This window comes from Amphritea sp. 1_MG-2023, from assembly GCF_030547545.1.
Taxonomy (GTDB): Bacteria; Pseudomonadota; Gammaproteobacteria; order Pseudomonadales; family Balneatricaceae; genus Amphritea.
In genome coordinates this window covers 62,758-89,503 of sequence record NZ_JAUOQE010000001.1, presented here as the reverse complement: position 1 = coordinate 89,503, position 26,746 = coordinate 62,758, and the positions used below count along the sequence as shown (strand labels likewise).

The window sequence follows — 26,746 nt, the reverse complement described above, 5'->3', positions numbered from 1 at the left end:
GAGCATCATAGAAATCGATATTGCCGGACAGATCGTTGCACAGGCCACAGTGAGCTAGTATTCATCGGTGCCCGCCAACAGGTGTTTAGCCGGACTCAGCGATACGAAGCGGCCAGCTCTTGGTGTAAACTCAACGTGAATCGATATCAGTTTTGCCCTTTCCCCTTTAGTAGCTTGAGTTCCTCCGGCAAGATCAAGCCTTACTCGGCGTATCGATAGGTAATCTTGATATGGCGAGCAGCCGCCCGCGCAAAGGCGTCATCAATCGTTCCTAAAGACTGAAGGGCCTTCTGCAACCTCAGCATCACTTCAATGACGCCGGCCCCGTCTCGGGCGATCGCATTGAATGCATCGTCAAACATATCGTCAAGTAGTAATTCAGGCATCGCGATACGATCAAACTGCACCACGGTTGTATCTTCCGCTATCGGCGTGTCTGCCCAGTTATTAAACAGACGTACCAACGAGCCAATAATATCCATCGCGGTGCCTGGGTCATTGACTGCTGGAGATAATGCACGGCTAGCAATCTCGGATAAAACCACTAATCCAAAACGCGGGTCTTCATCAAAAGTGCGCTGGTTACCAATGACAAATGCACGCCTGATTTCATTGTCCGGCAAGTCAGTATTAGCGTCGCTAGTATCACCTATCAAATAGGCTAATGGTTCACCGGGCACCAACCATAGCCTTTACATTGACGATCAACTGATACGCTTCAGCAGTGGCTTGCAGCTGTCTCATATCAACGCGTTGCAAATAACCTACAGTATCCGCGTAAAGCACTCTGCCGGTCACCTTGTCCGGGCTTTTGATACCGCCATGTCTCGGGAGCTTTCGGTTACGCATTAAAGCCGTCAGAGCAACGGCTTCAACCTTGGCAATTGTATTCCCGAGACTGCCGAGTCGAGCGATATTATCAACCCAGCGAACAAAGCTGAGAATAACGATAATAAAAACCAGCATGGTTATTAAAAATAACACAAGTCGACCGGTATCTTGATAAAACCCGTTCATCAAACCAACCAGCCCGATAATACTGAAGATGAAGGCGCCGACAAAAACAGATAAAGCATATTGTGATACATCATCGGTAATCACAATGGCAAAAGCTCTCGGCGTTGCCGCACTGCTGACAGAGGCGTAAGCTGAGAGCATTGAGCCGACAGCAAATACCGCCATCACCAGCATGCTTGCCGATATGATAGTTAATAAGGTTTCCAATGAGTCACTGCTCAGCCTGATGACCGCTGCATGCGGATAATAGCTATCTGCGATACGCGCGAACAGGGCTACAGCAATGGATAGCAGGCTGCTTACTAAGGGTTTTACCCAGAGTCGTTCGCGCAAACGGCTGATAAAAAAACAGATCTTTTTGTTCACTATTTTTTATTCCTGGATTGAGGCGTGCCTGTCCTACTTAATTTAGATACCAGTGAAAATAAAGGTTAGCAGCGGATGTTACGTCGCAAAAAAATCATTCTATTGTCTATTCAATAGCGCCCGTTGACCATTGAGTCAAAGTATTATCAGCTGCAGCTGCACTTTTTGTTTCAAGGCGCTTACTGGCCCTGTACTTTTTTGGTTAAGTATTTGTATTGGCGAGGTTTATTTCGCGGTTACTTTTTGGCGATAATATATACCGCATGGATAATGCCCGGTAAATATCCACATAGGGTGAGAATAATATTGATCCAAAAATGTTTGCCTATACCGACTTGCAAAAATACACCGAGTGGCGGCAATAGAATAGCGATGATAATGCGGATGATATCCATAAGGTTTCCTCGATCGTAACTACATAGCTATAACGACAAAGTTATAACGACAAAGATCAGTTTTACCTATTCAACCTAGCATAAAAACTCAATCGATCAAGATGAATTAAAGTTCATCGACAAGCGCTGCTTCGACATAATGCCCTGCGGCTTGTCTGCTTAAGCTACTCGCCGTGGACTACTGGATGTATGGCGTTTCTGATGACAAATGTCGGCGACTGCAGGCTTGTACAGAGCGTGTTTAAAGTCTAGTGACTGAGGTCAGTGACGATGTCCAGCGTCATCGAGGGGTCGCATAAGCTGAAAGTCTAGTTTGAAGTGATTGCTGAATGAATAAAAATACTATTGAATGGGTTATAGTGTTGCCAGCGTTTGTACAGGATTACTGACATTTTTAATGCATTTCGAGATTTTATTTCACTGATTAGGTGGCAATATTGAATTTCATCCTCTTTCAAGTAGAAGCTTTTGTGTTAGGTGCTCTCTTGTATATTCTTTTGCGACTCAATCCATGGCTGGGCCGTGTGCCTTTATACCTGACCGTTGGAATTCTTCAATATTTACAAGTGATTCTTGCCTTGGGGGTCTATGTTGAGGTGTATCCTGGGATCGTCATTAACGGCGGATCTACGGTTTATTTTTCCGGAACATTATTGTCGGTTTTATTAATTTATATCGTTGATGATGCTTCCGGTGCGCGACGTTTAATCTATGGGTTAATCCTTGCCAATGGGATTCTTAGTCTACTCACGGCGCTTGTTGGTTTGCATTATACGTCCTTAAACTATCGTCCCTTTCTTGAGATACCCGCAGAAATATTTCAGCTCAACCCGCGTGTGTTGATGGTCGGCACGGTAGCCCTGTTTATTGATACGCTACTGATCATTCTACTTTATGAACTGTTGCATCGATTGAGAAGCTTTGCCTTACGGATTTTTCTAAGCTTATCTGTTATTCAGGTATTGGATAGCTTAATGTTTGTCACTGGTGCTTTTGTTGAAAAGCCTTATTATTGGGACGTTTTATTTGCCAATATTATTGGCAAATTGATGTTTATTCCTGCCATGGTTTTCGCATTAGCGATGTTGCATCGTACCTTTGGTTTTAGTTGGCCTCAGAATTCTACAAAGCTGAAGGATTTGTTTGATCTGCTGACCTATCGTGAGAAATATGAAGTCGCCTGTCATCAGTCAATGAGGGATTATTTATCGGGCTTGTTCAATAGGCGGGCGTTAGATGAGATGTTTCCGAATACGCAACAGCTGAGATCGGGAAGTGTTTTGCTGATTGATATAGATCATTTTAAATCCGTTAATGATACTTATGGTCATATAGTGGGTGATAATGTTATTGCCGGTATCGCCAAAGAGATACAAAGCTCATTGCGGGAAGGCGATAGAGCATTTCGCTATGGCGGTGATGAATTTCTCGTTGTATTACCCACCGCACATGCTCAGGAAGCGGATGAGGTTGCGCAGCGTATCGTTGCAAAGATTAAACATATTTCCATTGAGGCACCGCAGGTCGCCTCAAGCCATGTAACGGTGACAATCGGGATTGCAGCGGTGCCTGTTGATGGTAATGATTACACCGCGTTAATCCGCCGAGCCGATGAGCGTTTGTTGGCAGGTAAAGCCCTAGGACGTGATCAAATAATGGTGCCTTCTACTGAGTAGAGTGAAAAATCATGGCGCCATTTGGGATGTTAGGGAAGGTGCGAATAAGTCAATTACGCCTCTGGCTTACAGAGAATATAACGGACTTATTCGTACCTTCCTTAGAGTGTCTTACACTTTAATATCAGCGTATTTACTTGGGCTGTGGTGTTTGGCTGCTTTTAAGATGAAAGCATCAAGACGATCGTTATCACCGTTGATTTGATCTTATAATAAGACGTTGTTGGTGAGCTAACACGACGTGCGCTATCGGTATGCTGAAATAAGGCGGCATAAGTCACTCATGAATGGATTAATTTTTCGAAATGGAGAACAGTGTGAAACGAGTTATGATTGGCATCGTGTTAATACTGACGATTGTCGCTAGCGGGTTGTTGTGGCAAGCCTTGCAAACCTCGGAGTTGCCCTCGGGGATTGCGTCGGGCAATGGCCGTATCGAGGCGGTGCAGGTTGATATCTCCACTAAGATTGCGGGTCGTGTCGCGTCAGTGTTAGTGAAAGAGGGGGATTTGCTGCAGCCGGGTGATGTCGTTGCTGAGATTGATACGGCTCAGTTGCGAGCGCAGCGACTGCGAGCAGAAGCCAATATTGCGAGTGCTGAGAGTCAGGTGGCGGCGGCTGAAGCTGCGATAGCGCAAACCAAGGCCAAGCTGGTTTTGGCGCAACAAGAGCTGACACGGACACAAGCATTACTTAAAAAAGGACATGCCAGCAAAGAGGCTTTCGATACTAAGGTGAGCGAAGTCGCTGTTGCTAAGGCGGATGTCAGTGCCGCACAGGCGATGCTCGTTTCTCAGCAGCGGAATGTCGATGCGGTGCAGGCCGATTTACAGGGTGTGCAGACTCAGATTGATGATGCCACGCTGGTTTCGCCGAGTATTGGTCGAGTGCTGTATCGCTTAGCGGAGCCGGGCGAGGTGCTGGGTAGCGGTGGTAAAGTGGTGACACTGCTTGATCTATCAGATGTTTATATGGAAACGTTTCTCCCGTCCTCTCAGGCTCATCGTGTCGCGATCGGAGCGGAGGCGCGCGTGAAAATGGATATTCTTGATGTGGCGATTCCTGCGACTGTCAGTTTTGTGTCGCCCGAATCTCAGTTTACGCCGAAAGAAGTTGAAACGGCGAGCGAGCGAGAAAAACTGATGTTCCGTGTCAAAGTAAGGGTGCCGGAAGCGTTGGTGTTGGCCTATATCGATCGTGTTAAAACCGGGATTCGCGGTGTCGCTTATATTCGCTTGGCGGCAATGCCCGGCGAGGAGTCATCCCCTTGGCCTGAATTTCTGCAAAAGCTACCGCCGAAGCTGGAACCGGCTTTAAAGTCGACTGATCCTGGCAACATTAGTCAGCAATAGAATAGCGGGTCTGATCATGGCTAAACAAGATTACCCCGTTGCCCGTATTGAGGCGGTGACGCATCGCTATCAACAGGTGTGTGCGGTCGATCATATTACCTTAGATATCCCTGCCGGTTTGATGGTGGGTCTATTAGGGCCTGACGGTGTCGGTAAATCGACGTTAATGGGGCTGATATCGGGTGCGCGTAAGCTGCAACAGGGACGCCTCGACGTCTTGGGCGGTGATATGGCATCGGCGCGTCATCGTCATGCCGTCGGTCCAAAGATTGCGTATATGCCGCAAGGGTTGGGTAAGAATCTCTACGCAGAATTGAGTGTTGCAGAAAATCTCGATTTTTTTGCTAAATTGTTTGGTCAGTCAAGGCGAGAGCGTCAGACGCGTATTGATCGTTTAACCAAGGCTACGGGGCTACATCCATTTCTGGCACGCCCTGCGGGTCAGTTATCCGGTGGCATGAAGCAAAAACTAGGGCTCTGCTGTTCGTTGATTCATGATCCTGATCTGTTGATATTAGATGAGCCAACCACCGGTGTTGATCCCTTGTCGCGACGTCAGTTTTGGCAATTGATCGCGACTATTCGTGCCGATCGACCCCGTATGAGTGTGTTGGTATCCACCGCCTATATGGACGAGGCTGAAGGGTTTGATTGGTTGGTGGCGATGGATGCTGGGCAAGTACTGGATAGCGGTACCCCAGATGAGTTGAAAGCCCGCACCGGCGCGAGTGATTTGGAAGCGGCATTTGTGCGCTTGCTGCCTGAGGCTAAGCGAGGTGATATGACCGAGCTGGTGATTCCGCCGTTGGAAAAAAGCGAGGCAACGGCGATTGTTGCTAAAGGCTTAACCCGACGTTTTGGTGATTTTACCGCGGTCGATCACGTCAGCTTTGAGATTCAGGCTGGCGAAATATTCGGCTTTCTTGGCTCGAATGGTTGTGGCAAAACCACCACCATGAAGATGTTGACCGGTCTGCTACCGGTATCGGATGGCGAAGCTTTTCTGTTTGGTAAACCAGTAGATGCGGGGGACTTAGAGACCCGTAAGCGGGTGGGTTTTATGACGCAGGCTTTTTCGCTCTATGGTGAGCTGAGCGTGATGCAAAATTTAATCCTGCATGCCCGTCTATTTCATCTCTCAGCGGAAAAAACCACTCAACGTATTGCTGTCCTTATCGAGCGCTTTAGCCTAGGCGAATATCAGGATGCCTTGGCCTCATCGCTACCCTTAGGAATGCGTCAACGGCTTTCGTTGGCGGTCGCGGTGATTCATGAACCGGAAATGCTGATTCTTGATGAGCCCACTTCTGGTGTTGATCCGGTCGCTCGGGATAGCTTTTGGGAGTTGTTGGTTGAGCTATCGCGCAAAGATAAGGTGACCATCTTTATCTCAACTCACTTTATGAATGAAGCGCTGCGCTGCGATCGTATTTCACTGATGCATGCCGGGCGAGTGTTGGTCTACGATGAGCCACAGCATCTGGTTGAGGTGCAAGCTGCTGCCTCATTAGAAGAGGCGTTTATCCGCTACCTTGAAGCGGCGATCGATGATGCGGATGTCAAGAGCAGCACCGATCATGAGACTAAACGTGCCGATCAGCGCAGCGAAATCGATAACGAACGGCTTGAACATCAGTCGCACAATAACCGTGTGATAGAGCAACCCGAGAAACATCAGACGAAGGCGTCCGCCTTAAGTCAAGAGAATGAGTCGTCAGACGCATCGAGGAGGGCTGGAAATCCTCAGGGTTTCAGTCTTAATCGACTCTTGGCTTATAGCTATCGCGAAATAATGGAAGTGATGCGTGATCCTGTGCGGCTAACATTTGCCTTTCTGGGGAGTGCGCTGTTACTGATTGTGATTGCCTACGGTATCTCGCTCGATGTAGAGGACTTAACCTATGCGGTGCTCGATAATGATCGCTCGCCTGAGAGTCGAGAATATTTGAGTAATTTTGAAGGCTCGCGTTATTTTAGTCGACAGTCTGAATTACAGAGTAAGGACGATTTAGAACGTCGTCTGCAAGCAAATGAGATTACCCTCGCGATTGAAATTCCATCGGGTTTCGGTCGCAACTTGAAAAAGGGTGAAACACCCAGTGTCTCGGCGTGGATTGATGGCGCGAATACCACCCGAGCCGGCACGATCGCGGGCTATGTGAGTGGTGCCCATATTCACTATCTGACCGCGCTGGCTACCAAGGCGGGCGTCAATGTCAGTGCGACCTCGAAGGTGGTGTTAGAACCTCGCTATCGTTATAACCCGACCTTCGAGACTATTTATTCGATGGGCCCGAAAACGCCGGCGATGTTGCTGTTACTGTTCCCCGCGATCTTGATGGCCGTGAGTATGGCGAGGGAGAAGGAGATAGGCACCATCATCAATTTTTATGTGACGCCAACCAGTCGCTTTGAATTTTTACTCGGTAAGCAATTGCCCTATATTCTCATCGGCATGGTTAACTTTGTTATCCTCACATTACTGGTTATTTTCTTGCTGGGGGTGCCGTTAAAAGGCAGCTTGTTGGGTTTGTCTTTAGGGGCTTTGCTGTATGTTTTTGCCGCCACCAGTCTAGGCTTGCTGGTGTCATCGGTGACGCAGTCTCAGGTGGCAGCGGTGTTTGCAACGGCCATTTTATCGATTATGCCAACGCTCAGTTTCTCAGGGTTGATTCAGCCCACATCGACGATGGAAGGCGGCGGATATCTTATCGGTCAAGTATGGCCTGCGACTTATTATATGCACCTCAGTGTTGCCGCTTTTACCAAAGGGCTGAGCTTTACTGACCTGTTGGGCGATATTGTTTTGCTGACGTTGTTTGGGCCGGCTCTGGTCATCATCGCGGCTACGTTGCTGAAAAAGCAGGAGGCTTGATTGATGAACACGTGGATCAATATCTTCTGGCTGGGTATTAAAGAGCTACGCAGCGTGTTTAGTGATGGCGTGATGGTTGTGCTTATCGTCTATTCGTTTAGTTTAGCGATCTATGCACAAGCTACGGCAACCAGTGAGTCGGTCAATAACGCTTCGATTGCGATTGTCGATGAAGATCACTCAACCTTATCCCGAGCGATCGCCAACGCACTCTATCCGCCTTATTTTAAAACCCCAGTGCTGGTATCTACCGATGAGGTTGATCAGGCGATGGATCGGGATCGTTTTATGTTTGTTATCGAGATTCCGCCAGCCTTTGAAGAGGATGTGCGACGTGGTCATCAGCCCAGTGTGCAGATCAATATCGATGCGACAGCGGTCACTCAGGCGAGTCTCGGTAATAGCTATATTCAGAACATCATCGTTAATGAGGTGAATCACTTCATTAATCGTTCTGATGCAACCACAGACTACCCGGTCACATTGGTGCAGCGGCGTGCTTTTAACCCGAATGGTACGGGTATGTGGTTTGGCGCGATTAATGCGTTAATTAATCAGATCTCAATGATTACCATTATTCTTACCGGTGCAGCGCTACTGCGTGAGCGGGAACATGGCACGATTGAGCATTTACTGGTGATGCCGCTGAGTTCGTTTCAGATTGTGATGTCTAAGGTTTGGGCGAATGGCTTGATTATTTTAATCGCCTTTAGTGTATCGATGTTGTTGGTGGTGGAGGTGATTTTAGAGGTGCCGATAAATGGCTCGCGCTTATTGTTAGTGGCAGGCACGACCCTTTATCTGTTTGCTGCCGCCGCTATCGGTATTTTTTTAGGCACGATAGCCCGAACCATGGGGCAGTTTGCGTTATTGATGATCATGGTGATCATCCCGATAACGATGCTATCCGGTGGTTTGACGCCGATAGAGAGTCAGCCTGAGATTATTCAGCCGGTGACGTGGTTTCTGCCTTCGCGTCACTATATGGCATTTGCTCAGGCCGTGGTTTTCCGTGGCGCGGGTATCGATATTATTTGGCCACAACTGCTGATCATGGTTGCGCTGGGTGGCATCTTTTTTAGTGCGAGTCTTGGGCTGTTTCGACGGTCTATTGCCGTTAGTCATTAAGGCGATAACAATAACGAATGCTATCCGTCTTGAGTTTTAGGATGTTACTGAATGAACAGGCGGTAGGGCTATAAGGTTTCATTCGCATCGGATTGACATGAGCTTGACCGTAATCGATTGCTGCTCAATTAATCGCTATTAGCGGCCGTAATAAGCCGTTATGGCGTAATCCAAATCAATGCTGCACTGCAGTATTCGCGCTACACTTGAGCTAGTAAAAAGGGCAAAGTCTGCAATAAGAAGTTTGTAACACTATGAGAGGGACTTAGGATGGAATCGCAAGCCTTATCAAACCGCACTCATCAACCATCAGATGATACAGCGGACAGTCATGAGTTATCAGCCTCATCAACACCACTGGGTGATGGCGTTACGGCAGCGGAGAAGGTGCATCGCCCTGATGATTGGGGGCCGGTAAGCGCCGTGCATTATTTTAATCAGCTGTTGGAACAGGGCTCATATGCCCCGATTTCTCTGCAAGAAACCATGGATAAGAGTGTCAACGCGATGATATCGCGTTTTACCGGTGGCCTGTCTCCTAGTGGTTTAGCCGATGCCTATACCGATTGGGCTGTGCATTTGGCTACGGCACCGGGAAAGCAGACACAACTGATCGAAAAGGCGCTTAAGAAAGCCGTGCGCTTGGCGAATTATGCAGGCTGTTGTGCTAGCGGAATTGTGCCAGATGTGTCATCGCCTTGTATCGATCCATTGCCTCAAGATAAACGTTTTAGCGGTGAGGCTTGGCAGCGCTGGCCGTATAATTTGCTATATCAATCTTTTCTGCTGAATCAACAATGGTGGTTTAACGCGACCACGGGGGTTCGCGGCGTCACGCAGCAACATGAAAATGTCGTTGAGTTTGCCTCCCGACAGGTATTGGATCTGTTTTCACCATCCAACTACCTACTAACAAATCCAGAGCTACTTGAGCAGACGCAAAAAGAAAGGGGGCAAAATTTACAGCGAGGCATGCAAAACTTTATCGAGGATTGGCAACGCACGATTAACGGTCAAAAACCGGCCGGTAGTGAGGCGTTTCAAGTCGGTAAAAATCTAGCGGTGACCCCGGGTAAGGTGGTCTATCGTAATCGTCTGATCGAATTGATTCAGTATGCGCCGGTGACGGATAAGGTCCATCCTGAACCGATTCTAATCGTGCCGGCTTGGATTATGAAATACTACATTCTCGATCTATCGCCTGAAAAATCGCTGGTCAAATACCTCACCGAGCAGGGTTTTACGGTGTTTATGGTGTCATGGAAAAACCCAGACATTGAAGACCGTGATCTCGGCATGGATGATTATCGCCGCCTCGGCATTATGAGTTCCCTCGATACGATTGAGACCATAACCGGTGGAGAAAAGGTGCATGGCGTGGGTTATTGCTTGGGCGGTACGCTGTTATCGATTGCCGCGGCAACGATGGCGCGTGATGGCGATGAACGCTTAAAATCACTTTCAATGTTGGCGGCGCAAACAGATTTCACCGAAGCCGGTGAGTTGATGTTGTTTATTAATGAGAGTCAGGTCACCTTCCTCGAAGACATGATGTGGGAACAGGGCTTTTTAGATACTAAACAGATGGCCGGTGCCTTTCAGTTGCTGCGATCTAACGATTTGATTTGGTCACGCATGGTGCATGATTATTTAATGGGCGAGCGGGCTAAGCTGAATGATTTGATGGCGTGGAACAGTGATGCGACTCGCATGCCGTACAAAATGCATTCGGAATATTTACGTCAACTGTTTCTAAATAATGCCTTGGCTGAAGGCCGCTATAGGGTCGATGGTCGAGCGATTACCGTATCGGATATTCGCGCGCCGATCTTCGCCGTTGGCACCGAGCGAGATCATGTGGCGCCATGGCGCTCGGTTTACAAGCTAAATTTGCTGGCCGATACCGATGTGACTTTCTTGCTCACCAGTGGTGGACACAATGCTGGGATTGTCTCTGAGATAGGCCATCCTCGCCGTCACTACCGTATAGCGACGCGACAACATGATGATCGCTATCAGGATCCTGATACTTGGTTCGTCAATAACGCAGTACAGGATGGCTCATGGTGGCCAGCACTTGTCGATTGGTTAAAACAGCGCTCGGGTGATCAATCCGTCGCGCCGTTGAGCGTCACTAATAATCGGCATCCCCCTCTCTGTGATGCGCCGGGAACCTATGTCTTGCAGGAGTGAGGGGATCAAACATGCTTAATGATGTGAATCTAGGCCCTGACCCCGAACAGCGCGATAGCGGGCTCTCATCTGAGGACGCCGCAACGCTGCTGAAAGAGCAGGGGGCTAATGAGATTATCGAGCAACGAGAGAGCCCGCTGCAGAAGATTGCTTCCTATTTCTGGGGGCCAATCCCTTGGATGATAGAAGCGGCAGCGGTGTTATCAGCACTCGCTCGAGATTGGCCTGATTTCTTTATTATTCTGACGATGTTGGCCGTCAATGCTGGCGTGGCCTTTTGGCAGGAGCGTAAGGCTGACAATGCGGTTGAATTACTGAAGAAAAAACTCGCGACACGTGCTCGAGTATTGCGTGAGGGTCGGTGGCAGGATCTGCCGGCTCGAGAGCTGGTATCAGGTGATATTATCCACTTAAAACTCGGTGATGTAGTCCCCGCCGATGTTGAGTTATTGAAAGGCTCAGGCTTGTCCATCGATCAATCAGCGTTGACCGGTGAATCACTACCGGTGGAAAAAAAGGCAACTGACTCGGCTTATTCCGGTTCCATTGTTCGTCTCGGGGAGATGACGGCGGTAGTCACGGCAACCGGAATGAAGACTTATTTTGGTCAGACCGCGGCACTGGTCGAACGGGCCGGAGCCCCATCGCATTTTCAGCAAGCGGTATTGAAAATTGGTAACGCTTTAATCATCGCTACCTTGATACTGGTGGCGATTATTTTAGTTTATGGCTGGTGGCGAGGTGATCCGCTATTGGAAACGGTGCAATTCGCACTCATTTTAACCATTGCTGCGATCCCTGTGGCGTTACCGGCGGTGTTATCGGTGACGTTAGCAGTGGGGGCGACGACCTTGAGTCGCCTAGGCGCCATCGTCTCACACTTGGCTGCCATTGAAGAGCTGGCGGGGATCGATGTGCTGTGTTCGGATAAAACCGGCACCTTGACGCAGAACCGATTGGTGGTGGGCGCTCCCGCACTAATCGAAGCACAGGATTCGGAACAGGTGTTATTGGCTGCGGCTTTGGCTTGCGAGCGACAAAGTAACGATCCTATCGATCGCTCGATTTTGGCTGCCCTTGAGGGGGTGGATAACTTAGCCAGCGCTCAGATTGATAAGTTCATCCCCTTCGATCCAGTGAGTAAAATCGCCGAAGTCGAGGTGAGACTGGATGGCAGTGCTCGCTATATTGCTAAGGGAGCACCGCAGTCTATTTTAGCCTGGGCTAATGCATCATCGGCGACTCAAGCCGCCGTTGAAACGCAGATTGAGACATTTGCCACCGATGGTTATCGCGCTTTGGCGGTCGCTGAGCGAATCGGTGATCAGCCTGCTGAAGTGTTAGGTTTACTGCCACTTTACGACCCTCCGCGGGAGGATAGTGCGGCCACGGTTGCTGCACTCAGCAAGCAGGGGGTGGCGGTGAAAATGGTGACCGGTGATCATATCGCGATCGCCCGTCAAATTGCCGAACAGTTGAACATAGGCCGCAATTTTGTCACCGCAGATAAAGCCTTTGGCACAACAGATAAAATGACCGCCAGCGACATTCTTGAGCGAGATGGTTATGCTCAGGTTTTTCCCGAACATAAGTTTGAAATTGTCGCCACCCTTCAGGCTAGTGATCATCTCGTCGGTATGACGGGAGATGGCGTTAACGATGCCCCTGCGTTACGTCAGGCGGATGTTGGTATTGCGGTGAGTGGTGCAACGGATGCCGCGAGGGCCGCCGCAGACTTGGTGTTAACTGAGCCTGGCTTGGGGGTTATTCAGCATGCGGTGGAAGAAGCGCGACGTATTTTTGAACGTATGACGGCGTATGCTATCTTTCGTATCAGTGAAACGGTGCGCGTGTTGTTGTTTATGACGCTATCGATTCTGGTGTTTGATTTTTATCCGGTCACCGCGGCGATGATTGTGTTATTGGCGCTGTTGAATGATTTTCCTATCATGATGATCGCCTATGATAACGCTCGGCCTGCGCCACGACCGGTACGTTGGGATATGCGCCGAGTGCTTATTCTGTCGAGTGTGCTCGGGAGTTTAGGCGTTATCTCTAGTTTCGGAATGTTCTGGATTGCCGAATCGATCTGGGAGCTGCCACGCCCGACTATTCAAACATTGATCTTCCTCAAACTGCTCGTTGCCGGTCATTTGACTATTTATCTGACGCGTAACGATGGGCATTTCTGGGATCGTCCACTGCCTAGCTTGAAGTTGTTTATTACCACGGAGTTCACACAAGTGGCAGGTACATTTGCTGCTGTTTATGGCTGGTTTGTTGAACCGATCGGCTGGTCATTAGCGCTGCTTGTTTGGGGTTATGCGTTGGTTTGGTTTGTGATTAATAATATGCTGAAGCGGCTGGTGATAGATCACCTGATGGGTAACGGTGATCGTTAGAGGGCGATATCGGCTGACTTTAATGCCGAGATATCGGTGCGGGTTGTGGTGTGAATGTGCAATAAGGGCGAGCATAAAACGGTTAAACCATTGGGTCAGCATCGTTTCTGTGGTCTGTCTGGTTTAGCTACTTTATGTCATCGCTCCTATCGATCGGCTGGCTTCATATCATCAATCGGATAAACCGTTGTTAACTGCCCCAAAACCGAGGTCGACCGGTATCTAAGTGGATAAATTGACTGCCGCTGTAAAGGCCAACGCCGCCTCTATTGATTTGACGTGCAGCCCGATGTAAGTGAGTCAACGAGGTACCTGGTAGACGAATATCAATGGCTTTTCCTTGCATATGTAAGCTCTTTTTCGCGACTTTGTTACTCCGCTGACTGAGCATCGCATTCGTTTCAGCAGAGCGAAAACCGGAGATAACTTCAAACGCATGATTAGCGCCGAGAGTTTTTTGTAGATCATAGAGCAGGACCATCAAGTCGGGGCTTATAGTACCGATTTCATCATTACGATGGTCTCGTAGTAAGTGGTTAATCTCATGCATACTTTGCGGTATGAAGTTACCTTGATGATAGAAAGTGGTGTGAAGTTTCTCCCCGGTATGTAAATTATTGAAAGCAATCGACATGTCAGTCGGCATGAGATCCGCATGAGTCGCTATGGTTTGATTGGCAAGCAAGCTTGAGGGTAGTGACACACCCGCGGATAGAAGAGCAAGTTTACGTAAAAAGTGTCTGCGTGAGGGTTTTTTTATCGTCATTGAGGCAAGGTATATTTGTCTGGTTAAAATTCAGTCAGCATTATGCATAAATGGTGCCTTTTTGTATATATTTTAATCATTAGTGTTTGCTGTAGGTTGTTTTAGGTTGAGCAGTGGTCAAGCGTTGTTGTTAAGGATCACGATGATAGATATCATCACGGAAATGCAGTATGCCCTGTTGATCCACCCAAGCGGTCCAATAAGTGATATGTACCGGAACAGGCTGCTTAAGATATATTTCCTGTGTTTGTTCTGTGGTTAGCGTTTGTTGCAACTGTGGTAATTGCCACGGGCTGTCTAACCGTAACAACTGCTGTGCTAATTCATTGGCTTGCTCAACTCGGATACAGCCAGAACTGAAGTCTCGTCGGTGTGATTTAAATAACCCTTGAGCCGATGTATCATGTAGATATATGGCATAGCGGCTGTGAGACATAAACTTGATTCGCCCTAGGGTATTGCCGGGTCCTGGCGCTTCCCAGAAATAACGATACTCGCTGCCTGAATACATCATCTCAGGTGTCACTTCCTGAGCCGCGAATAAGACTCGCTGCTCACCCAAGCCTTGAGCAATGTTGAGATTTTTTTTCTCTAAATAGTCCGGATCGAGTTGCCAAGCGGGAATAATATCTTTCCAACCGATGCTTTTGGGTACTGTCCACGAGGGATTGATCAGCAGTGCCTTAATGTCTGTTGTAAACTCGGGCGTTTGACGCTCTTCTCGACCCACAATGGTTTTTACCTGCAACACAATATCGCCCTGATTGATGAGTCGTAATTTGAATTCAGGAATGTTGACCTGAATAAAGCGCTCACTGACGTGTGATTTGAATTGCTTGATACGCTGCTGATTCACGTGCAACTGTTGGATTCGCGAAGACGGAGTCATATTCAGTAATTGACGACTCTGCGGGCCAAGTATCCCATCCACTTTGGCACCATGACGGCGTTGGAAACGTAGCAATGCCTGATGTAAAGCCGAGTCAAACAGTTGTTCGTCTCGGGTGGCTGACGTTAAGCCTCGATAATCCCCTAGCAACATTAATTGTTGTCGCAGAATCATGACCTGAGAATGTCGATCGCCTTGACGCAGCAGGGGCCCCGGTTTGAGTTGCGGCCATTGTACTTGCTGATCGAGTTGTTGATAAAAATAAAGAGCTTCTTCAAGGCTATTGAAACGAGTGTTTGGCAAAGACGTATCAGTCTGATGGGCATTCATCAGGGTTGAATGTATGAGAGGATGCTCCACTGCGGATAGCAGAGGGCTGCCACAAAAAATGCACAAGGCGCAGCAATAACGAAGCCAGTGAAACTTAATCATATACACTCCTCTAGGTTCGCTAAAAGAGAAACCTAGATGACCTAAGTACAGTTCCTAAATAGGGAAAAATCAACCAAACTAAGGACTATGGTGAGATTCTGGCAATGCTATCTAAGACAACAGCCTACGCTGTTTTTTAATAAAACCTGCCGGTTATTAGACTCTATATCAAGAACCAGCAGGTTTTATAGCAAAGTGGCACGGCGTTAATTAAGGGAAGGTGCGAATAAGTCCGTTATGTTCTCTGCGGACATTAGAATGGCCAGATACGCGAAAGCCAGAGGCGTAATTGACTTATTCACACCTTCCTAAGTCAGTAGCTTTATTTCAACGCGTTAATTTTAACGACGAAGTATAAAATTGGGCTCAATTAGCGCAGCTTCTCCTGTGATGATGGTTGCATAAGATATTTTTGCGGTTGTTCTTAACACTTTAACTGTCGCAATTTGCTCTTCTAGCTGTCCAAGTGATTCCTGTGTATAAGGATCAAACATCTCATCGCCTAGTAGGAATACGTTCAAGGAATCACCTTTTTTTAAGGTTTTTCCGCCTTGATTGATAACCACTGTTTTGCCTTTAACGGCTACTACTCGCATCGGGTAAATGTTAGCTAAGGCTTGTTGTGCTAATTGTTCAGCCAGTTCAGCAGTGATACCCGCTTGGGATGAACCATATTTTTTCAACATAGTGCGGATGTCGTGATCGCTGAACTTTAGGTTGATGGTATCAGACCATTTTACTTGGCGGGTAGAGGCTAGAATGATTTTGTAGTCCAACTGTGCACTACCATTATAGTTGACGATGGTTTCACCGGTTAACTGAAGGGTTTTTGTATGCCTAGTACTGCGTACATTGCGGATATTCCCCACAACGATATAGTCGGCCCCTAAGACGTTACCGGTCTTGGCTTTTTCAGCCAACGCAGCATCATCACTGAGCCAGAGCGCTTTCTCCTGTTGAAACTCGGCACCAAACTCGCGATCCAACACGTTCATCTTGCGGGACTGAATAAACTGATCCAACGCGCGGTTACGCAGCTCCGATTCAATTTTGACCGCAGAGGTGCGATCACCCAAGAGTGAGTAGCTACTCTTATCGCTGTGAAAGGGCATTATCGCGAGTGTGCGACGACTATCAGTGGGCAGACCCGGTTTATCGTACTTGAGTACATACAGGCTAACATCAGCGCGGTAGCTGCCATCCGCTTCTTGCTCTACTGAATGAACATCATAGCGTGATATTAGCCCCTTGGTTTTAAGACTGAGATCGCCACGATGAGCGACCTCGAACGAGCTGTTGAACTGCTCGCCTTGATTGTTGCTGCTGTGGGTACGACCCGATAAGGTTTGCATAACCTCATGGCTATCGATACTGACACCGGTCGCTTGTCGCAGGCCTTGTACTAATGCATCGCTGATCGCCTGATTGCGATTGTTGCCATAACCTACGGTATCGACAACTTGTTCTGCTGAGTAGCCGCAACAGCTCCAGAGCAGGGCGGTTAATGTCAGTAGTGTTTTCAGTAATGAGTGCATTCTTCTGTCCTTAGAAATCATCGGCCGACATTAGGTCGCGACTTTGAGCCGTGCCAGTTGTGTGAGCCTTACTGTTGTGTTCCTGAGACTTAGCCTGTTCTTGGCGCTTGGGTTTGAAATTACGCATATCGCGCGCGTTTTGCTCTGAAACTGGGTGCCAGACATAGATAACACCGTTGATTTCGTTACCGTATTGAGGGTGCTTAGCGGTCCAGCGCAGTAGCTGACGGGTGCCTGCTAGATCTGAGATGCTGGCGCGGGCTGAAATCTCATTGTTGATCGTTTTTACCATCTCAATACGATTTTCTTCAGATGTCATCAGGCCATCTTTTTCAGCTTGCACGATACCTTCAGTTACATCCGTGCTTTTTTTGCTGGTGCTGGATTTAGCATTGCCGACGGCATTCAGTAGGTAAGCAAAGTTGGCGTAAGCATCGGCTTTTGCATATAAAAAGGCTCCTTTACGGGCATTCATCTTACGGTTGAAGTCGGAACCGTTATAACCCGTTCCTGATTGACCGAAGGATACCAACACAGGATAGCCGTTTTCATCATATATTTTACGGATGCCGAACTCATTAATGAGGGCCGCTTTGTTCTCTGTGAAGCGCTCACGCAGAGATAGCCCGCCCACTTTTTTAGGGTTAGGGGCTAAGTCACCTTTGCTTTGTGTCATATCATAAATAAATTGGCGCATCTTATCTGAGGCAACCACCATCACCGCGATCGCATGACGGCCTTCGGTATCATTGGCTTCAAAGGTTTTAACCGGTACTAGGCCTGTCAAGCTAGCACGTGCTCGCGTTGTAATTTGTTCGCTGATGGAGTTCTCAAAAAGGCGGGCACGTTTCGCGGGAGGCGCGGTATTAAATTCATCTGGATTTATACCCAGTTCATTAAGTTGCTCGTCCAGTTTACCGCCGGCTAATGCGACTGCTTTATTAAGCACTTCTTCGAGCTTGTTCGAACTTTGTAATTCATCAGGCGAGAATGACGGCATTTGGTTCTTATCTTCAAAGAATTTACTGAGGGTTTCGGCTCGAGAGCTGATACCTTCAAACTCGATAAATTGTGCTTGTGCATGCATCAGCGCTTCTTTATAAGCCAATAGTCGGTGGTCAGCCCAGTCAGCAGCATCCGGTGTGACTTTTACAAAGGAGATCCCTTCCGCCATAAAAATCCCCCCATTTTCAGCCCGTTTAGTCAAACCCGCGCCTGCACCTTGTTTCCACTCTTCGATCTGTTCCATCAGCATCATGCCTGGGTCGACCGGTGCAAGTGCAGCCGCTTCAGCCACTGCAAGATCAATTGCTTCAGCCTGATCCGTTGAAGGTGCGGATGCTACTGGTGTTATGGTTTCGGCTTCTGGTTGGTGAGAGTCGGTTTGTGCTTGAGTCACGATCGCTATGCCACTAATTGCCAGTGCTAGTGCGGTTTGTTTGAATAGTACTTTCATCATCGTATTCCTTTACATTACTTACCAAGAGGTTCCTTTAGCGCTACCAATTTTGCGAATCGGTGTTTCGCCTTCCCATACGGCCAGGCCATGTTTGAGATCTGTAAGTGATAGTTGGAAGTAATACTCGACCAGTTGACGGCCATCGTCGACGCGATTATTACGTTGAATAATCTTGCCAGAAAGGCTCATGTTTGGTGCGGTCAAGGCTTGTTTAACAACGCTGTTACGATCAACTTTTTTTGATTGGCTTAATTCACTGTAGACCGAATTCATTTTGTCTTCAGCACCGTGCAGACCAATGGCTGTTGTTGTCATAACCTTGCCGCTTCTTAATAATTCAATGCGGATTTTCTTAACCAGTTGATCGGTGTCGATACGTTGCATGGTGTCGTTAATAATCGAAGAGACCACCATGATGTTCTTTTTACCATCGTTACGATCAACGGCTCCCGATGTCAGCATAGATTGCACAGCATCGACTGACGCTTGTGCAAAGTCAGTTCCGCTTAAGCCCATGGTAATGGGCTCATCGGTTGCGCCAGGTGTTAGCATTTGAGTTTGCGGTGTACAGCCACTGATAATGAGTACAAAAGCGGAGAGTGCAATCGCTTTAGAGGTTTGAGCTGAGAGTTTTGTTCTCATCGGTCGTTTCCTTGAGGTTGAGTGGATGAGGCGTAAGCATCAGAGAGAAATACTTGATAGGAGACCGCTTCAGGGCTGGTCGCAATACGATTGATCAATATCGGTTCTTTTGGCTCTGTTTTAAGGGCTTCCCAACGCGAGGTTAGCCCTTTTATTTCAAAGCCTGCTGCATCAAACCATGTGAATTTATAGCGTAGGGTTTTGCTGCTATTGGATCGATTGAAGGCTTGAATAGAGACCTTTAGTAAGTGCCCAGCAGTATACCCATCGGTGACAGACTCAATGGCTAAAAAATGGCTAGCCCCTTGACCAAAAACGAGTTGAGGGTAGTCGGGCGATTTAACCTGCTGTGTTTGGCAACCGGTTAAGAGCAGCAGTGGAAGCAATATTATCAGCATTAATTTGTTCATATAAAACCTTCTTATTAGGCGTCGAAACTGGTGAGCTTATAGGCGGGTACGCTCCCCGGAGTAGTAGCTTTGACATAAATAACAGTGAAGCGACCGTCGGGTAGATCTATTTTTAAAGGGGCTGAAAAACCGGGTGCGTTGATGCTTAAGCTATTGCTTTTCGGTTTTCTAATTCTCGCGAGCTGGACTTCTTTGGGTAACGAGCTCCAACTACGCGTATCCGCGTGAGTGGTGGCTGCCTGATATAAGGCGGCCACTAGTCCACCCATAGGCCCTCCGTCTTTTTGTGCTTTATATTGGATAAGCGCTTTGACTAATGAACTACTAATCGCTTCTGTTACTTTTAGCGGGAACTCTTTTTTAAATTCAGTTTGTACAACGCGATCGATATCGGCTAATTGAGAGGTTTTACCCAAAGACTTATGACCATCAAAAATTTCAAGGTAAGGGTAGGCTTTAGTTCTATGATTGAGTTTTGGTAATGCGACCTGCGCGTAGTCGACTTTATCGCTTACGAGAAAAAGAGGAATAGGAATCAGCGTTTCTTTTACAGTAGGGGCGAGGCCATTTTCAAAAATCACCCAGACCGCTGGGCTTAGCCGTTTTTTACTCCATACACCTCGGCGTAAATTATCCACTACTTTTAGATCTGTTTTGACCGCAGGATTATCAGGATTCATACCAGCGACTCTGCGCATCGAGGTACGGGCTTTACTCAGATCAGATTTGTCTTGGCTAGAGAGCATGAAATAGAGACCATGCAGGTAATCGGTATAGGGGTTGACATAATCAGGGTAGGCTTGCCACTCTTTCAACTCGGGATATTGCTCATAAACGGCTGATTCAGACTGTTCAGCACTTTTTTGGTAATCAATGGGGCTTTTTTTATTGGTTGAGTCAGTGGTGGCCTCGGCCTCTTGCTTAGCTAGCTCTTGCTGTTTTTCCGTTAGTTTTTTCTTGAAGGTTTCTTCTGCGCGTCGCTGACGATCAGCGGCACGGTTAAACTCGATGCGAGCATTCTGAAAATCATGTAAGAAAATGTTATTAACGGCTTTGTAAGTATTGGTCATGACACCGTCGTAAACGGTGGGGGAATATCGGTTTAGGCTATTATTGACCAAAACAGAGGTAACTTTTTCTAATCCTTTACGGCCAATATTCTCCGTATCTTCTGTTTTCATCATCACTTCAGCAGAATCAAATACTTTATTACTAAATTCATACCGTCCAACAGTGCTTAAGGCAGTGCCACTTTGAAGCGACCACAGTAAACTACTGGATTCACCATCGGGAGTAATATTGCCTGCACTCAATGCTGTATCAGCGGCTGCCTGAAAGTGTCCCGATTCTAATTGCTGATTGAAATTAGCTGATTGTTGTTTGTTTTGAATAGCGTTACAGCCGGTTAATAAAATAGTTAAAAACAGCAGCGAAGCAGGTTTTGATGATCCCTTAGGAGGCATGTTAATTCCTTTTAATGAAAATAAGCGCTTTTATATCAATAAATTAAGTTGCGGCGAGGGTATAGAAAACGATAAAGGCTGCCTATAGGAAAAAGTCTTACTTTTACTACGGTTAAGCTTTTGAGTACCCAAAATGTCATTTTTTATGAGGTGTTTATTCTGTCTTTAGGTGTTTTTTCTGTGCTTTATTGTTGAAAGGTATAAAAATAGGAGAAAATCTTATATCAAAAAAAATCTACCATTGTATTCTGAGTCGGTTTTTTAAAATCATCTCTAAGGAATAGATACATGAAAAAAGCACTTTTATCGTTAGGCATCATGGCTGCATTGACTCCTACTGTTGCCAGTGCTGAGGGCGGTTATTTAGGTGGCTCATATGGACGTACTGAATTTAATGTTTCTAGCTCTGAGCGTGCCGATTTGAACAGTTTAGGGTTTAGTGTAAAAGATGACAGTGATCAGGGTTTTAAGGTTTTCGGTGGCTACCGTTTTAACAAAAATATTGCCGTTGAAGGTTATTATGCAGACCTTGGTGATCTCGAGTTAACAGGTGGGTCGGTTAACGTTGACGCCGCTATAGATGGATATGGTGTATCGTTGGTGGGGCTTTTACCGGTGACTGAGCAGGTGGATCTGTTTGCTAAAGTCGGTATGTTCCATTGGAGTAATGATGTATCTAGCAATGTTGGGGTCTCAGGTGGAGACGATGGTACCGATGGTAGTTATGGTCTCGGCGTTGCTTACACCATGGACAGTGTGACTTTCCGTGCAGAGTTTGAACGTTACGATCTTGGTGATGTGGATGTTGATCTGATCTCTGCTGGCCTTGCGCTTAATTTTTAAGGCTAGTCTTAGCAGCATTTTTATTTGATTTTAGGGTGCTTCATCTCTGTATGGGGTACCTTTCCCTCGTTTTTTGTTGTTCCTTTTCTCTTTTTATATCGACTTAACCCTGAGTACACACTCTGTGTAGTGGTTGATGCGCTTGGTGTGAATAGGCTGCAGTTATTGATTTGAAACTGGTTTGTAATGCATAAGGCACCGAGGCTAAGCTTTATCGGCTTATTTCGGTGCTGTGTGTGGCGCTTAACGCTCGTTTAGTGAGCGTTAAGGTCGTTGTGTTCTAGTGACAACATGTTGTTGGTGGCTATCCAGCCGGTTGCCTCTTCTGTGAGGATCTGAATAGGGCAGTGTGGATCTTGAAAGTGAATGATCTCATGGTGTTCGATCAGACGGTGGTGTTTGACGCTATATTCATTGGCACTGTTTGCTGTTTTCATCTTCTTGTCCTCAGAGGTGCGAAGATTATTCTTGTCTTTTTAAGTTAGATCATTAATCGCACCTTGGCTAAGTCACGTTTGTATATAAATTTGGTCTTGTCTCGGGAATTGCTATTTAGTTGGCACTAAATAGTGGGTTTCGCTGGCGATATCTGGCGGTTACCGTTAGCATTGGTACCCATGAATAATCCCCTCTTTCATATAGATCGACAGCGATGAGTTATCAGGTACTGGCGCGTAAATGGCGTCCCGCAAAGTTTCAGGAAATGGTTGGGCAAGAGCATGTGCTCAAGGCCTTGGTGAATGCGCTAGATGATAATCGCTTACATCATGCTTATTTGTTTACCGGCACCCGAGGAGTTGGTAAAACATCGATTGCTCGGTTATTTGCCAAGTCGCTCAATTGTGAGCAGGGCGTCTCTTCAACGCCTTGTGGTGAGTGCTCGGCTTGTCGTGAGATAAGCGAAGGCCGCTTTGTCGATCTGATTGAGGTGGATGCGGCATCGCGTACGAAGGTAGAAGATACCCGTGAACTGATGGAAAATGTGCAGTATGCGCCGACGCACGGTCGCTTTAAGGTGTACCTCATCGATGAGGTACATATGCTGTCGACGCATTCCTTCAATGCCTTGTTGAAAACCCTAGAAGAGCCGCCGCCGCACGTTAAGTTTTTATTGGCAACTACCGATCCACAGAAGTTGCCAGTCACGATTTTGTCGCGTTGTTTACAGTTTAATCTGAAAAATATGATCCCCGAGCGGATCGTTGAGCATCTGTGTCGGGTACTGACGGCGGAAACCATCCCCTACGAAGAACCGGCATTATGGTTGTTGGCGAGATCGGCAGATGGCTCGATGCGGGATGCATTAAGTTTGACGGATCAGGCGATTGCGTTTGGTGCCGGTGAGGTCGTGGAGTCTGATGTACGAGCCATGCTGGGAACGATCGATCAGCGATTGGTCTACAGCTTGGTGGGTAATCTAGCGGCTCATGATGCCCGTGCGCTGTTAGCCAGCGTCGATGAGTTGGCGCGTTATTCTCCGGATTATAATACCGTATTAGGTGATTTAATTAGTCTGATGCATCGGATTGCGCTGGCGCAAATCGTGCCAGAGGCGGTCGATAATGGCTTGGGTGATCGACAACAAGTACTGGATTTAGCTGGTAAGTTAACCGCTGAAGATGTGCAGTTGTTTTATCAGACGGCATTGATGGGGCGTAAAGACTTACCCTTTGTGCCGGATGCTCGCGAAGGGCTGGAGATGACACTCATGCGAATGCTGGCGTTCCGGCCGGTATCGGTGAGTCCCCGTGGTCTGAGTCAGCCCGATGGTGAGACTCAAGTCACAGCTACTCAAACCTCAGCCGCCCAAATCACAGCGGCTCAAGTATCGGCACCTATCGACGCCGAGGTAAACAGCGCCGCGTCAGTCGCTGCGAAGCCAACAGAAACAGTTGAGTCACAGGCCGCGGTATTGGCAAAGCCGATTGAGCAGCGTGTAGCGAATGTTATTCAAAATGATCCATCACCACACTCAGCTTCGCCTCCGGATTATGATGAATCTTATCTTCAGGGTGGCTATGAGGATTATCCAGAAAAAAAGCCCGTCGCTGATTTAGCACCGTCCTCAGTGGCGGCGTCTACGGCTGCGACATCGTCTGCCGTTGATCTGCCTTGGGAAGATAATCAGCCGGTCGTTGAACAGCCGCCTCAGGGTAACGTGGATAAGCCTCAGCCTGCTGCGGAAAAATCGCGTGAATCAAGCGCGGTTGCTGACCGACAGCCAGCTGAGCGGGCTGCACCGTCACCGGCTACGCAGCAGGTTGATGCGGCTGAGATAATCGAACCGGCGGCCAATGTGAGTCACGATATTGCTCAGTTTAAGCCGGATCAATGGGTGTTATTAGTCGAACTCATTGGGCTGAGCGGTATGACGTATAGCATTGCGGCGAATACATCGTTGGAATCCGTCGGTGATTGCTGGCGTTTTCACTATATGCAAGCACAGAAAGCAATGCTGAATGAAACGCATATCAGCCGTATTCGTGAATCGATTGGTCATTATTTTAATACCTCAGTTGAGGTAGAATTCAACCTTGGCCGCTATAGCCGTGAAACGCCGAGCCAATATCGTGATCGCAAGCGCGCCGAGCGTTTGGCCGACGCAGTCAGTTCAATTCAGAGTGATTCGGTGGTGCAAACTGTGATTCAACGGTTTGCCGCCAGCATTGATATTGAGTCGGTTCAGCCGATCGATTAACGCGAAGATAAAAACCCTGGTTATCGGCAATGATGTTGTCGATCTTTAATACAGACGAGGAATAGTATGATGAAAGGTGGTATGGGTAACCTGATGAAGCAGGCTCAGAAAATGCAAGCGGATATGCAGAAAGCCCAAGAAGAGATCGCTAAGGCTGAAGTCAATGGCGAATCGGGTGCGGGTCTGGTAAAAATTGTTATGAATGGCCGTCATGATGTGCGCAGTGTTGCCATCGATGAGAGTTTGATGGAAGAAGATAAAGAGATCCTCGAAGATTTGATTGCGGCTGCGATTAATGATGCGGTACGTAAGGTCGAAAGCACCACGCAGGAGCGAATGGCTAAAATTACCGGCGGTATGGGTATGCCACCGGGCTTTAATATGCCGTTTTGAGGCGACTTAAACTATGTCGTTTAGTCCACTGATTCAGGATTTAATTGATGCGTTTCGGGTGTTACCGGGAGTGGGTCCAAAAACGGCTCAACGGATGGCGTTTCACCTACTGGAACGGGATCGTCAAGGTGCTAATACACTCGCCGCTGCATTAACGCGATCAGCGGATAAAGTCGGTCATTGTCGCTGCTGTCGGACGTTATCAGAGAATGAGCTGTGTGACATTTGTGCCGACAATCGTCGCGATGAAAGTCAGATCTGTGTGTTGGAATCCCCTGTCGATATGTTGGCGATCGAACAGACCGGTGGATTTAACGGTGGCTATTTTGTATTGATGGGGCATTTATCACCTATCGATGGTGTCGGGCCGGATGATCTAGGTTTAGATCAGCTGTTTAAACGGCTTGAATCTGGGGCGGTGAAAGAGTTGATTCTTGCCACCAATCCAACCGTCGAAGGCGAGGCGACCGCTCATTTTATTGCCGCACAAATAAAGCACCTTGATATTCGGATAACCCGTATCGCTCATGGTGTCCCCGTAGGGGGTGAGCTTGAATATGTTGATGGCGGAACACTGGCTCATGCGATGGCCGGTCGACGGTCGATGAATTGAGGGAATCATGACACAGGCATATAATTGGCAACGACTGGAAGCCGCTGCAGGTCAGCCAATCTGGATTACGGATGATGCGACTCTGGCTCGCTTTTGTCAGCAGTGGCAAACGCTGCCGCTGATTGCCCTAGACACTGAGTTTATTCGCGTCGATACTTTTTACCCCATACCGGGGTTGATTCAGATTGCTGATGATCAGGCCTGTTATCTACTTGATCCCCTTAAAATCGAAGATTATGCCCCCTTGGTGCAACTGTTTCGTAACCCTTCGGTGCTTAAAGTATTGCATGCGGGCAATGAAGATTTAGAGCTTTTCCTGTATATGCTCGGTCAGATGCCCACGCCTATCTTTGATACTCAAATCGCTGCGGGCTTTTTGGGCTGGGGGTTTTCGATGGGCTATCAGCGTTTGGTAGAACATGCGTTGCAGGTCACACTTGAAAAAGGCGAGACCACATCGGATTGGTTGCAGCGTCCGTTAACGACTTCACAAGAGCACTATGCTGCGCTGGATGTCGCCTATCTGCCAGTACTCTGTCAGCAACAAATGGCTGAGTTAGCCGAGCGCGGTATGACGGCTTGGGCTGAAGAGGAAACAGCATTATTGTTACGGCCGATAGCGGATGATGATCCTGATGGTATGCATTATTACCAACGTTTTAGTCAGGCGTGGAAATTGCCGCCGCATAAAATGGCGGCGCTGCGTGATTTGACTGCTTGGCGAGAGCGTATTTCGCGTCAGCGAGATGTACCCCGAAATCGCGTATTGAGAAATCATGCGTTGTTGGAAATCATTAATCGTTGGCCCAAAGATACTCGAGAGCTTGCTCGGGTAGCCGAGGTTAGGATGCAACAGGTAAAACAAGATGGTGAAGTGATCTTGGGTTATCTGCAAACGGCCGCGCAGTCTGCCGTTGAAAACCCTCCAGCCCCTATTCAACGGCCGTTAAGCTATCAATGGAATAAACCGTTGAAAGCCTTGAAAGCGATGGCGCGTGATAAAGCCGAGGCGCTCAATATCGCGCCGGAAATACTCTTGCGCAAGAAAGATCTCGATGCTCTGATCAGGACTGAACATCAGGGTGAATTTAGCCTTCCGCCTAGCCTATCCGGTTGGCGTAAAGAGGTGATCGGCGATGCATTATTGGATAAATTGCAGCGTCTAGATATTGAGCCCTAGCGGTTAACCTTAGATAGTA

20 protein-coding genes and 1 pseudogene are annotated in these 26,746 nt (G+C 47.7%); 11 read left to right on the top strand and 10 right to left on the bottom strand.

Annotated elements, in window-relative coordinates; all coding sequences use genetic code 11:
• Positions 1-200: 200 nt before the first annotated feature.
• Positions 201-1,383: pseudogene (locus Q4488_RS00390) on the bottom strand (DUF2254 domain-containing protein).
• Between the two features lie 236 nt (positions 1,384-1,619).
• Positions 1,620-1,778: a YqaE/Pmp3 family membrane protein gene (locus tag Q4488_RS00385; RefSeq protein WP_303578461.1), complete on the bottom strand. Its 159-nt coding sequence runs from the start codon at positions 1,776-1,778 to the stop codon at positions 1,620-1,622.
• Positions 1,779-2,215: 437 nt separating this feature from the next.
• On the opposite strand from Q4488_RS00385, the gene Q4488_RS00380 reads away from it, so the two are divergent.
• The 6 genes from Q4488_RS00380 to Q4488_RS00355 all read left to right on the top strand — a co-directional run bounded on the left by Q4488_RS00380 (position 2,216) and on the right by Q4488_RS00355 (position 13,404).
• The gene (locus Q4488_RS00380; RefSeq protein ID WP_303578460.1) at positions 2,216-3,454 is read left to right on the top strand and encodes a diguanylate cyclase; all 1,239 of its coding nucleotides are present in this window, start codon (positions 2,216-2,218) and stop codon (positions 3,452-3,454) included.
• Between the two features lie 317 nt (positions 3,455-3,771).
• Positions 3,772-4,806 (top strand): HlyD family secretion protein, encoded by a 1,035-nt coding sequence (locus Q4488_RS00375; RefSeq protein ID WP_303578459.1) that lies wholly within the window; start codon positions 3,772-3,774, stop codon positions 4,804-4,806.
• Positions 4,807-4,822: 16 nt separating this feature from the next.
• Complete coding sequence (gene rbbA, locus Q4488_RS00370; RefSeq protein ID WP_303578458.1) at positions 4,823-7,681, top strand: ribosome-associated ATPase/putative transporter RbbA; 2,859 nt, start codon at positions 4,823-4,825, stop codon at positions 7,679-7,681.
• Positions 7,682-7,684: 3 nt separating this feature from the next.
• Complete coding sequence (locus Q4488_RS00365) at positions 7,685-8,809, top strand: ABC transporter permease (RefSeq protein ID WP_303578457.1); 1,125 nt, start codon at positions 7,685-7,687, stop codon at positions 8,807-8,809.
• A gap of 486 nt (positions 8,810-9,295) precedes the next feature.
• Complete coding sequence (locus Q4488_RS00360; RefSeq protein ID WP_368411561.1) at positions 9,296-11,002, top strand: PHA/PHB synthase family protein; 1,707 nt, start codon at positions 9,296-9,298, stop codon at positions 11,000-11,002.
• A gap of 11 nt (positions 11,003-11,013) precedes the next feature.
• Positions 11,014-13,404: a plasma-membrane proton-efflux P-type ATPase gene (locus tag Q4488_RS00355; RefSeq protein ID WP_303578455.1), complete on the top strand. Its 2,391-nt coding sequence runs from the start codon at positions 11,014-11,016 to the stop codon at positions 13,402-13,404.
• Positions 13,405-13,594: 190 nt separating this feature from the next.
• Here the strand turns inward: Q4488_RS00355 and Q4488_RS00350 are convergent, their stop codons facing one another.
• From Q4488_RS00350 to Q4488_RS00320, 7 genes are all read right to left on the bottom strand, one after another.
• Positions 13,595-14,050, bottom strand: coding sequence for a DUF882 domain-containing protein (locus tag Q4488_RS00350; RefSeq protein WP_303578454.1), 456 nt, complete (start codon positions 14,048-14,050; stop codon positions 13,595-13,597).
• A 250-nt stretch (positions 14,051-14,300) separates the two neighbouring features.
• A complete protein-coding gene (locus Q4488_RS00345) occupies positions 14,301-15,491 on the bottom strand; it encodes a L,D-transpeptidase family protein (RefSeq protein ID WP_303578453.1) in 1,191 nt (396 codons plus the stop codon).
• Positions 15,492-15,832: 341 nt separating this feature from the next.
• Positions 15,833-17,026 (bottom strand): hypothetical protein, encoded by a 1,194-nt coding sequence (locus Q4488_RS00340; protein ID WP_303578452.1) that lies wholly within the window; start codon positions 17,024-17,026, stop codon positions 15,833-15,835.
• A gap of 10 nt (positions 17,027-17,036) precedes the next feature.
• The gene (locus tag Q4488_RS00335) at positions 17,037-18,485 is read right to left on the bottom strand and encodes a DUF6844 domain-containing protein (protein ID WP_303578451.1); all 1,449 of its coding nucleotides are present in this window, start codon (positions 18,483-18,485) and stop codon (positions 17,037-17,039) included.
• Between the two features lie 18 nt (positions 18,486-18,503).
• Positions 18,504-19,127: a penicillin-binding protein activator LpoB gene (lpoB, locus tag Q4488_RS00330; RefSeq protein WP_303578450.1), complete on the bottom strand. Its 624-nt coding sequence runs from the start codon at positions 19,125-19,127 to the stop codon at positions 18,504-18,506.
• Entirely contained in the window at positions 19,124-19,537 is a 414-nt protein-coding gene (locus tag Q4488_RS00325; RefSeq protein ID WP_303578449.1) for a DUF1425 domain-containing protein, read from the bottom strand. The genes lpoB and Q4488_RS00325 overlap by 4 nt, the downstream gene beginning before the upstream one ends.
• 14 nt (positions 19,538-19,551) lie before the next feature.
• The gene (locus Q4488_RS00320) at positions 19,552-21,000 is read right to left on the bottom strand and encodes a COG3014 family protein (protein ID WP_303578448.1); all 1,449 of its coding nucleotides are present in this window, start codon (positions 20,998-21,000) and stop codon (positions 19,552-19,554) included.
• 288 nt (positions 21,001-21,288) lie between these two features.
• Here Q4488_RS00320 and Q4488_RS00315 point away from each other — a divergent pair, with 288 nt between their 5' ends.
• Positions 21,289-21,843 (top strand): porin family protein, encoded by a 555-nt coding sequence (locus Q4488_RS00315; RefSeq protein WP_303578447.1) that lies wholly within the window; start codon positions 21,289-21,291, stop codon positions 21,841-21,843.
• Positions 21,844-22,097: 254 nt separating this feature from the next.
• On the opposite strand, the gene Q4488_RS00310 is transcribed toward Q4488_RS00315, so the two are convergent.
• Complete coding sequence (locus tag Q4488_RS00310) at positions 22,098-22,280, bottom strand: hypothetical protein (protein WP_303578446.1); 183 nt, start codon at positions 22,278-22,280, stop codon at positions 22,098-22,100.
• Between the two features lie 215 nt (positions 22,281-22,495).
• Here Q4488_RS00310 and dnaX point away from each other — a divergent pair, with 215 nt between their 5' ends.
• The 4 genes from dnaX (at position 22,496) to rnd (ending at position 26,727) form a co-directional block, all read left to right on the top strand.
• Positions 22,496-24,541 (top strand): DNA polymerase III subunit gamma/tau, encoded by a 2,046-nt coding sequence (dnaX, locus tag Q4488_RS00305; protein WP_303578445.1) that lies wholly within the window; start codon positions 22,496-22,498, stop codon positions 24,539-24,541.
• Between the two features lie 66 nt (positions 24,542-24,607).
• Positions 24,608-24,934: a YbaB/EbfC family nucleoid-associated protein gene (locus tag Q4488_RS00300; protein WP_303578444.1), complete on the top strand. Its 327-nt coding sequence runs from the start codon at positions 24,608-24,610 to the stop codon at positions 24,932-24,934.
• Between the two features lie 13 nt (positions 24,935-24,947).
• Positions 24,948-25,547 (top strand): recombination mediator RecR, encoded by a 600-nt coding sequence (recR, locus tag Q4488_RS00295; protein ID WP_303578443.1) that lies wholly within the window; start codon positions 24,948-24,950, stop codon positions 25,545-25,547.
• Positions 25,548-25,554: 7 nt separating this feature from the next.
• Positions 25,555-26,727, top strand: a complete 1,173-nt coding sequence (rnd, locus tag Q4488_RS00290) for a ribonuclease D (protein ID WP_303578442.1) — start codon at positions 25,555-25,557, stop codon at positions 26,725-26,727.
• Positions 26,728-26,746 lie beyond the last annotated feature (19 nt).

Excerpts from the sequence above, each read along its gene's own strand:
- Q4488_RS00385 (WP_303578461.1), bottom strand. The coding sequence starts at position 1,778 with ATGGATATCATCCGCATTATCATCGCTATTCTATTGCCGCCACTCGGT.
- rbbA (WP_303578458.1), top strand. The coding sequence starts at position 4,823 with ATGGCTAAACAAGATTACCCCGTTGCCCGTATTGAGGCGGTGACGCAT.
- Q4488_RS00365 (WP_303578457.1), top strand. The coding sequence starts at position 7,685 with ATGAACACGTGGATCAATATCTTCTGGCTGGGTATTAAAGAGCTACGC.
- Q4488_RS00360 (WP_368411561.1), top strand. The coding sequence starts at position 9,296 with ATGGATAAGAGTGTCAACGCGATGATATCGCGTTTTACCGGTGGCCTG.
- Q4488_RS00355 (WP_303578455.1), top strand. The coding sequence starts at position 11,014 with ATGCTTAATGATGTGAATCTAGGCCCTGACCCCGAACAGCGCGATAGC.
- Q4488_RS00350 (WP_303578454.1), bottom strand. The coding sequence starts at position 14,050 with ATGCCGACTGACATGTCGATTGCTTTCAATAATTTACATACCGGGGAG.
- Q4488_RS00345 (WP_303578453.1), bottom strand. The coding sequence starts at position 15,491 with ATGATTAAGTTTCACTGGCTTCGTTATTGCTGCGCCTTGTGCATTTTT.
- Q4488_RS00340 (WP_303578452.1), bottom strand. The coding sequence starts at position 17,026 with ATGCACTCATTACTGAAAACACTACTGACATTAACCGCCCTGCTCTGG.
- Q4488_RS00335 (WP_303578451.1), bottom strand. The coding sequence starts at position 18,485 with ATGATGAAAGTACTATTCAAACAAACCGCACTAGCACTGGCAATTAGT.
- lpoB (WP_303578450.1), bottom strand. The coding sequence starts at position 19,127 with ATGAGAACAAAACTCTCAGCTCAAACCTCTAAAGCGATTGCACTCTCC.
- Q4488_RS00325 (WP_303578449.1), bottom strand. The coding sequence starts at position 19,537 with ATGAACAAATTAATGCTGATAATATTGCTTCCACTGCTGCTCTTAACC.
- Q4488_RS00320 (WP_303578448.1), bottom strand. The coding sequence starts at position 21,000 with ATGCCTCCTAAGGGATCATCAAAACCTGCTTCGCTGCTGTTTTTAACT.
- Q4488_RS00315 (WP_303578447.1), top strand. The coding sequence starts at position 21,289 with ATGAAAAAAGCACTTTTATCGTTAGGCATCATGGCTGCATTGACTCCT.
- Q4488_RS00310 (WP_303578446.1), bottom strand. The coding sequence starts at position 22,280 with ATGAAAACAGCAAACAGTGCCAATGAATATAGCGTCAAACACCACCGT.
- dnaX (WP_303578445.1), top strand. The coding sequence starts at position 22,496 with ATGAGTTATCAGGTACTGGCGCGTAAATGGCGTCCCGCAAAGTTTCAG.
- Q4488_RS00300 (WP_303578444.1), top strand. The coding sequence starts at position 24,608 with ATGATGAAAGGTGGTATGGGTAACCTGATGAAGCAGGCTCAGAAAATG.
- recR (WP_303578443.1), top strand. The coding sequence starts at position 24,948 with ATGTCGTTTAGTCCACTGATTCAGGATTTAATTGATGCGTTTCGGGTG.
- rnd (WP_303578442.1), top strand. The coding sequence starts at position 25,555 with ATGACACAGGCATATAATTGGCAACGACTGGAAGCCGCTGCAGGTCAG.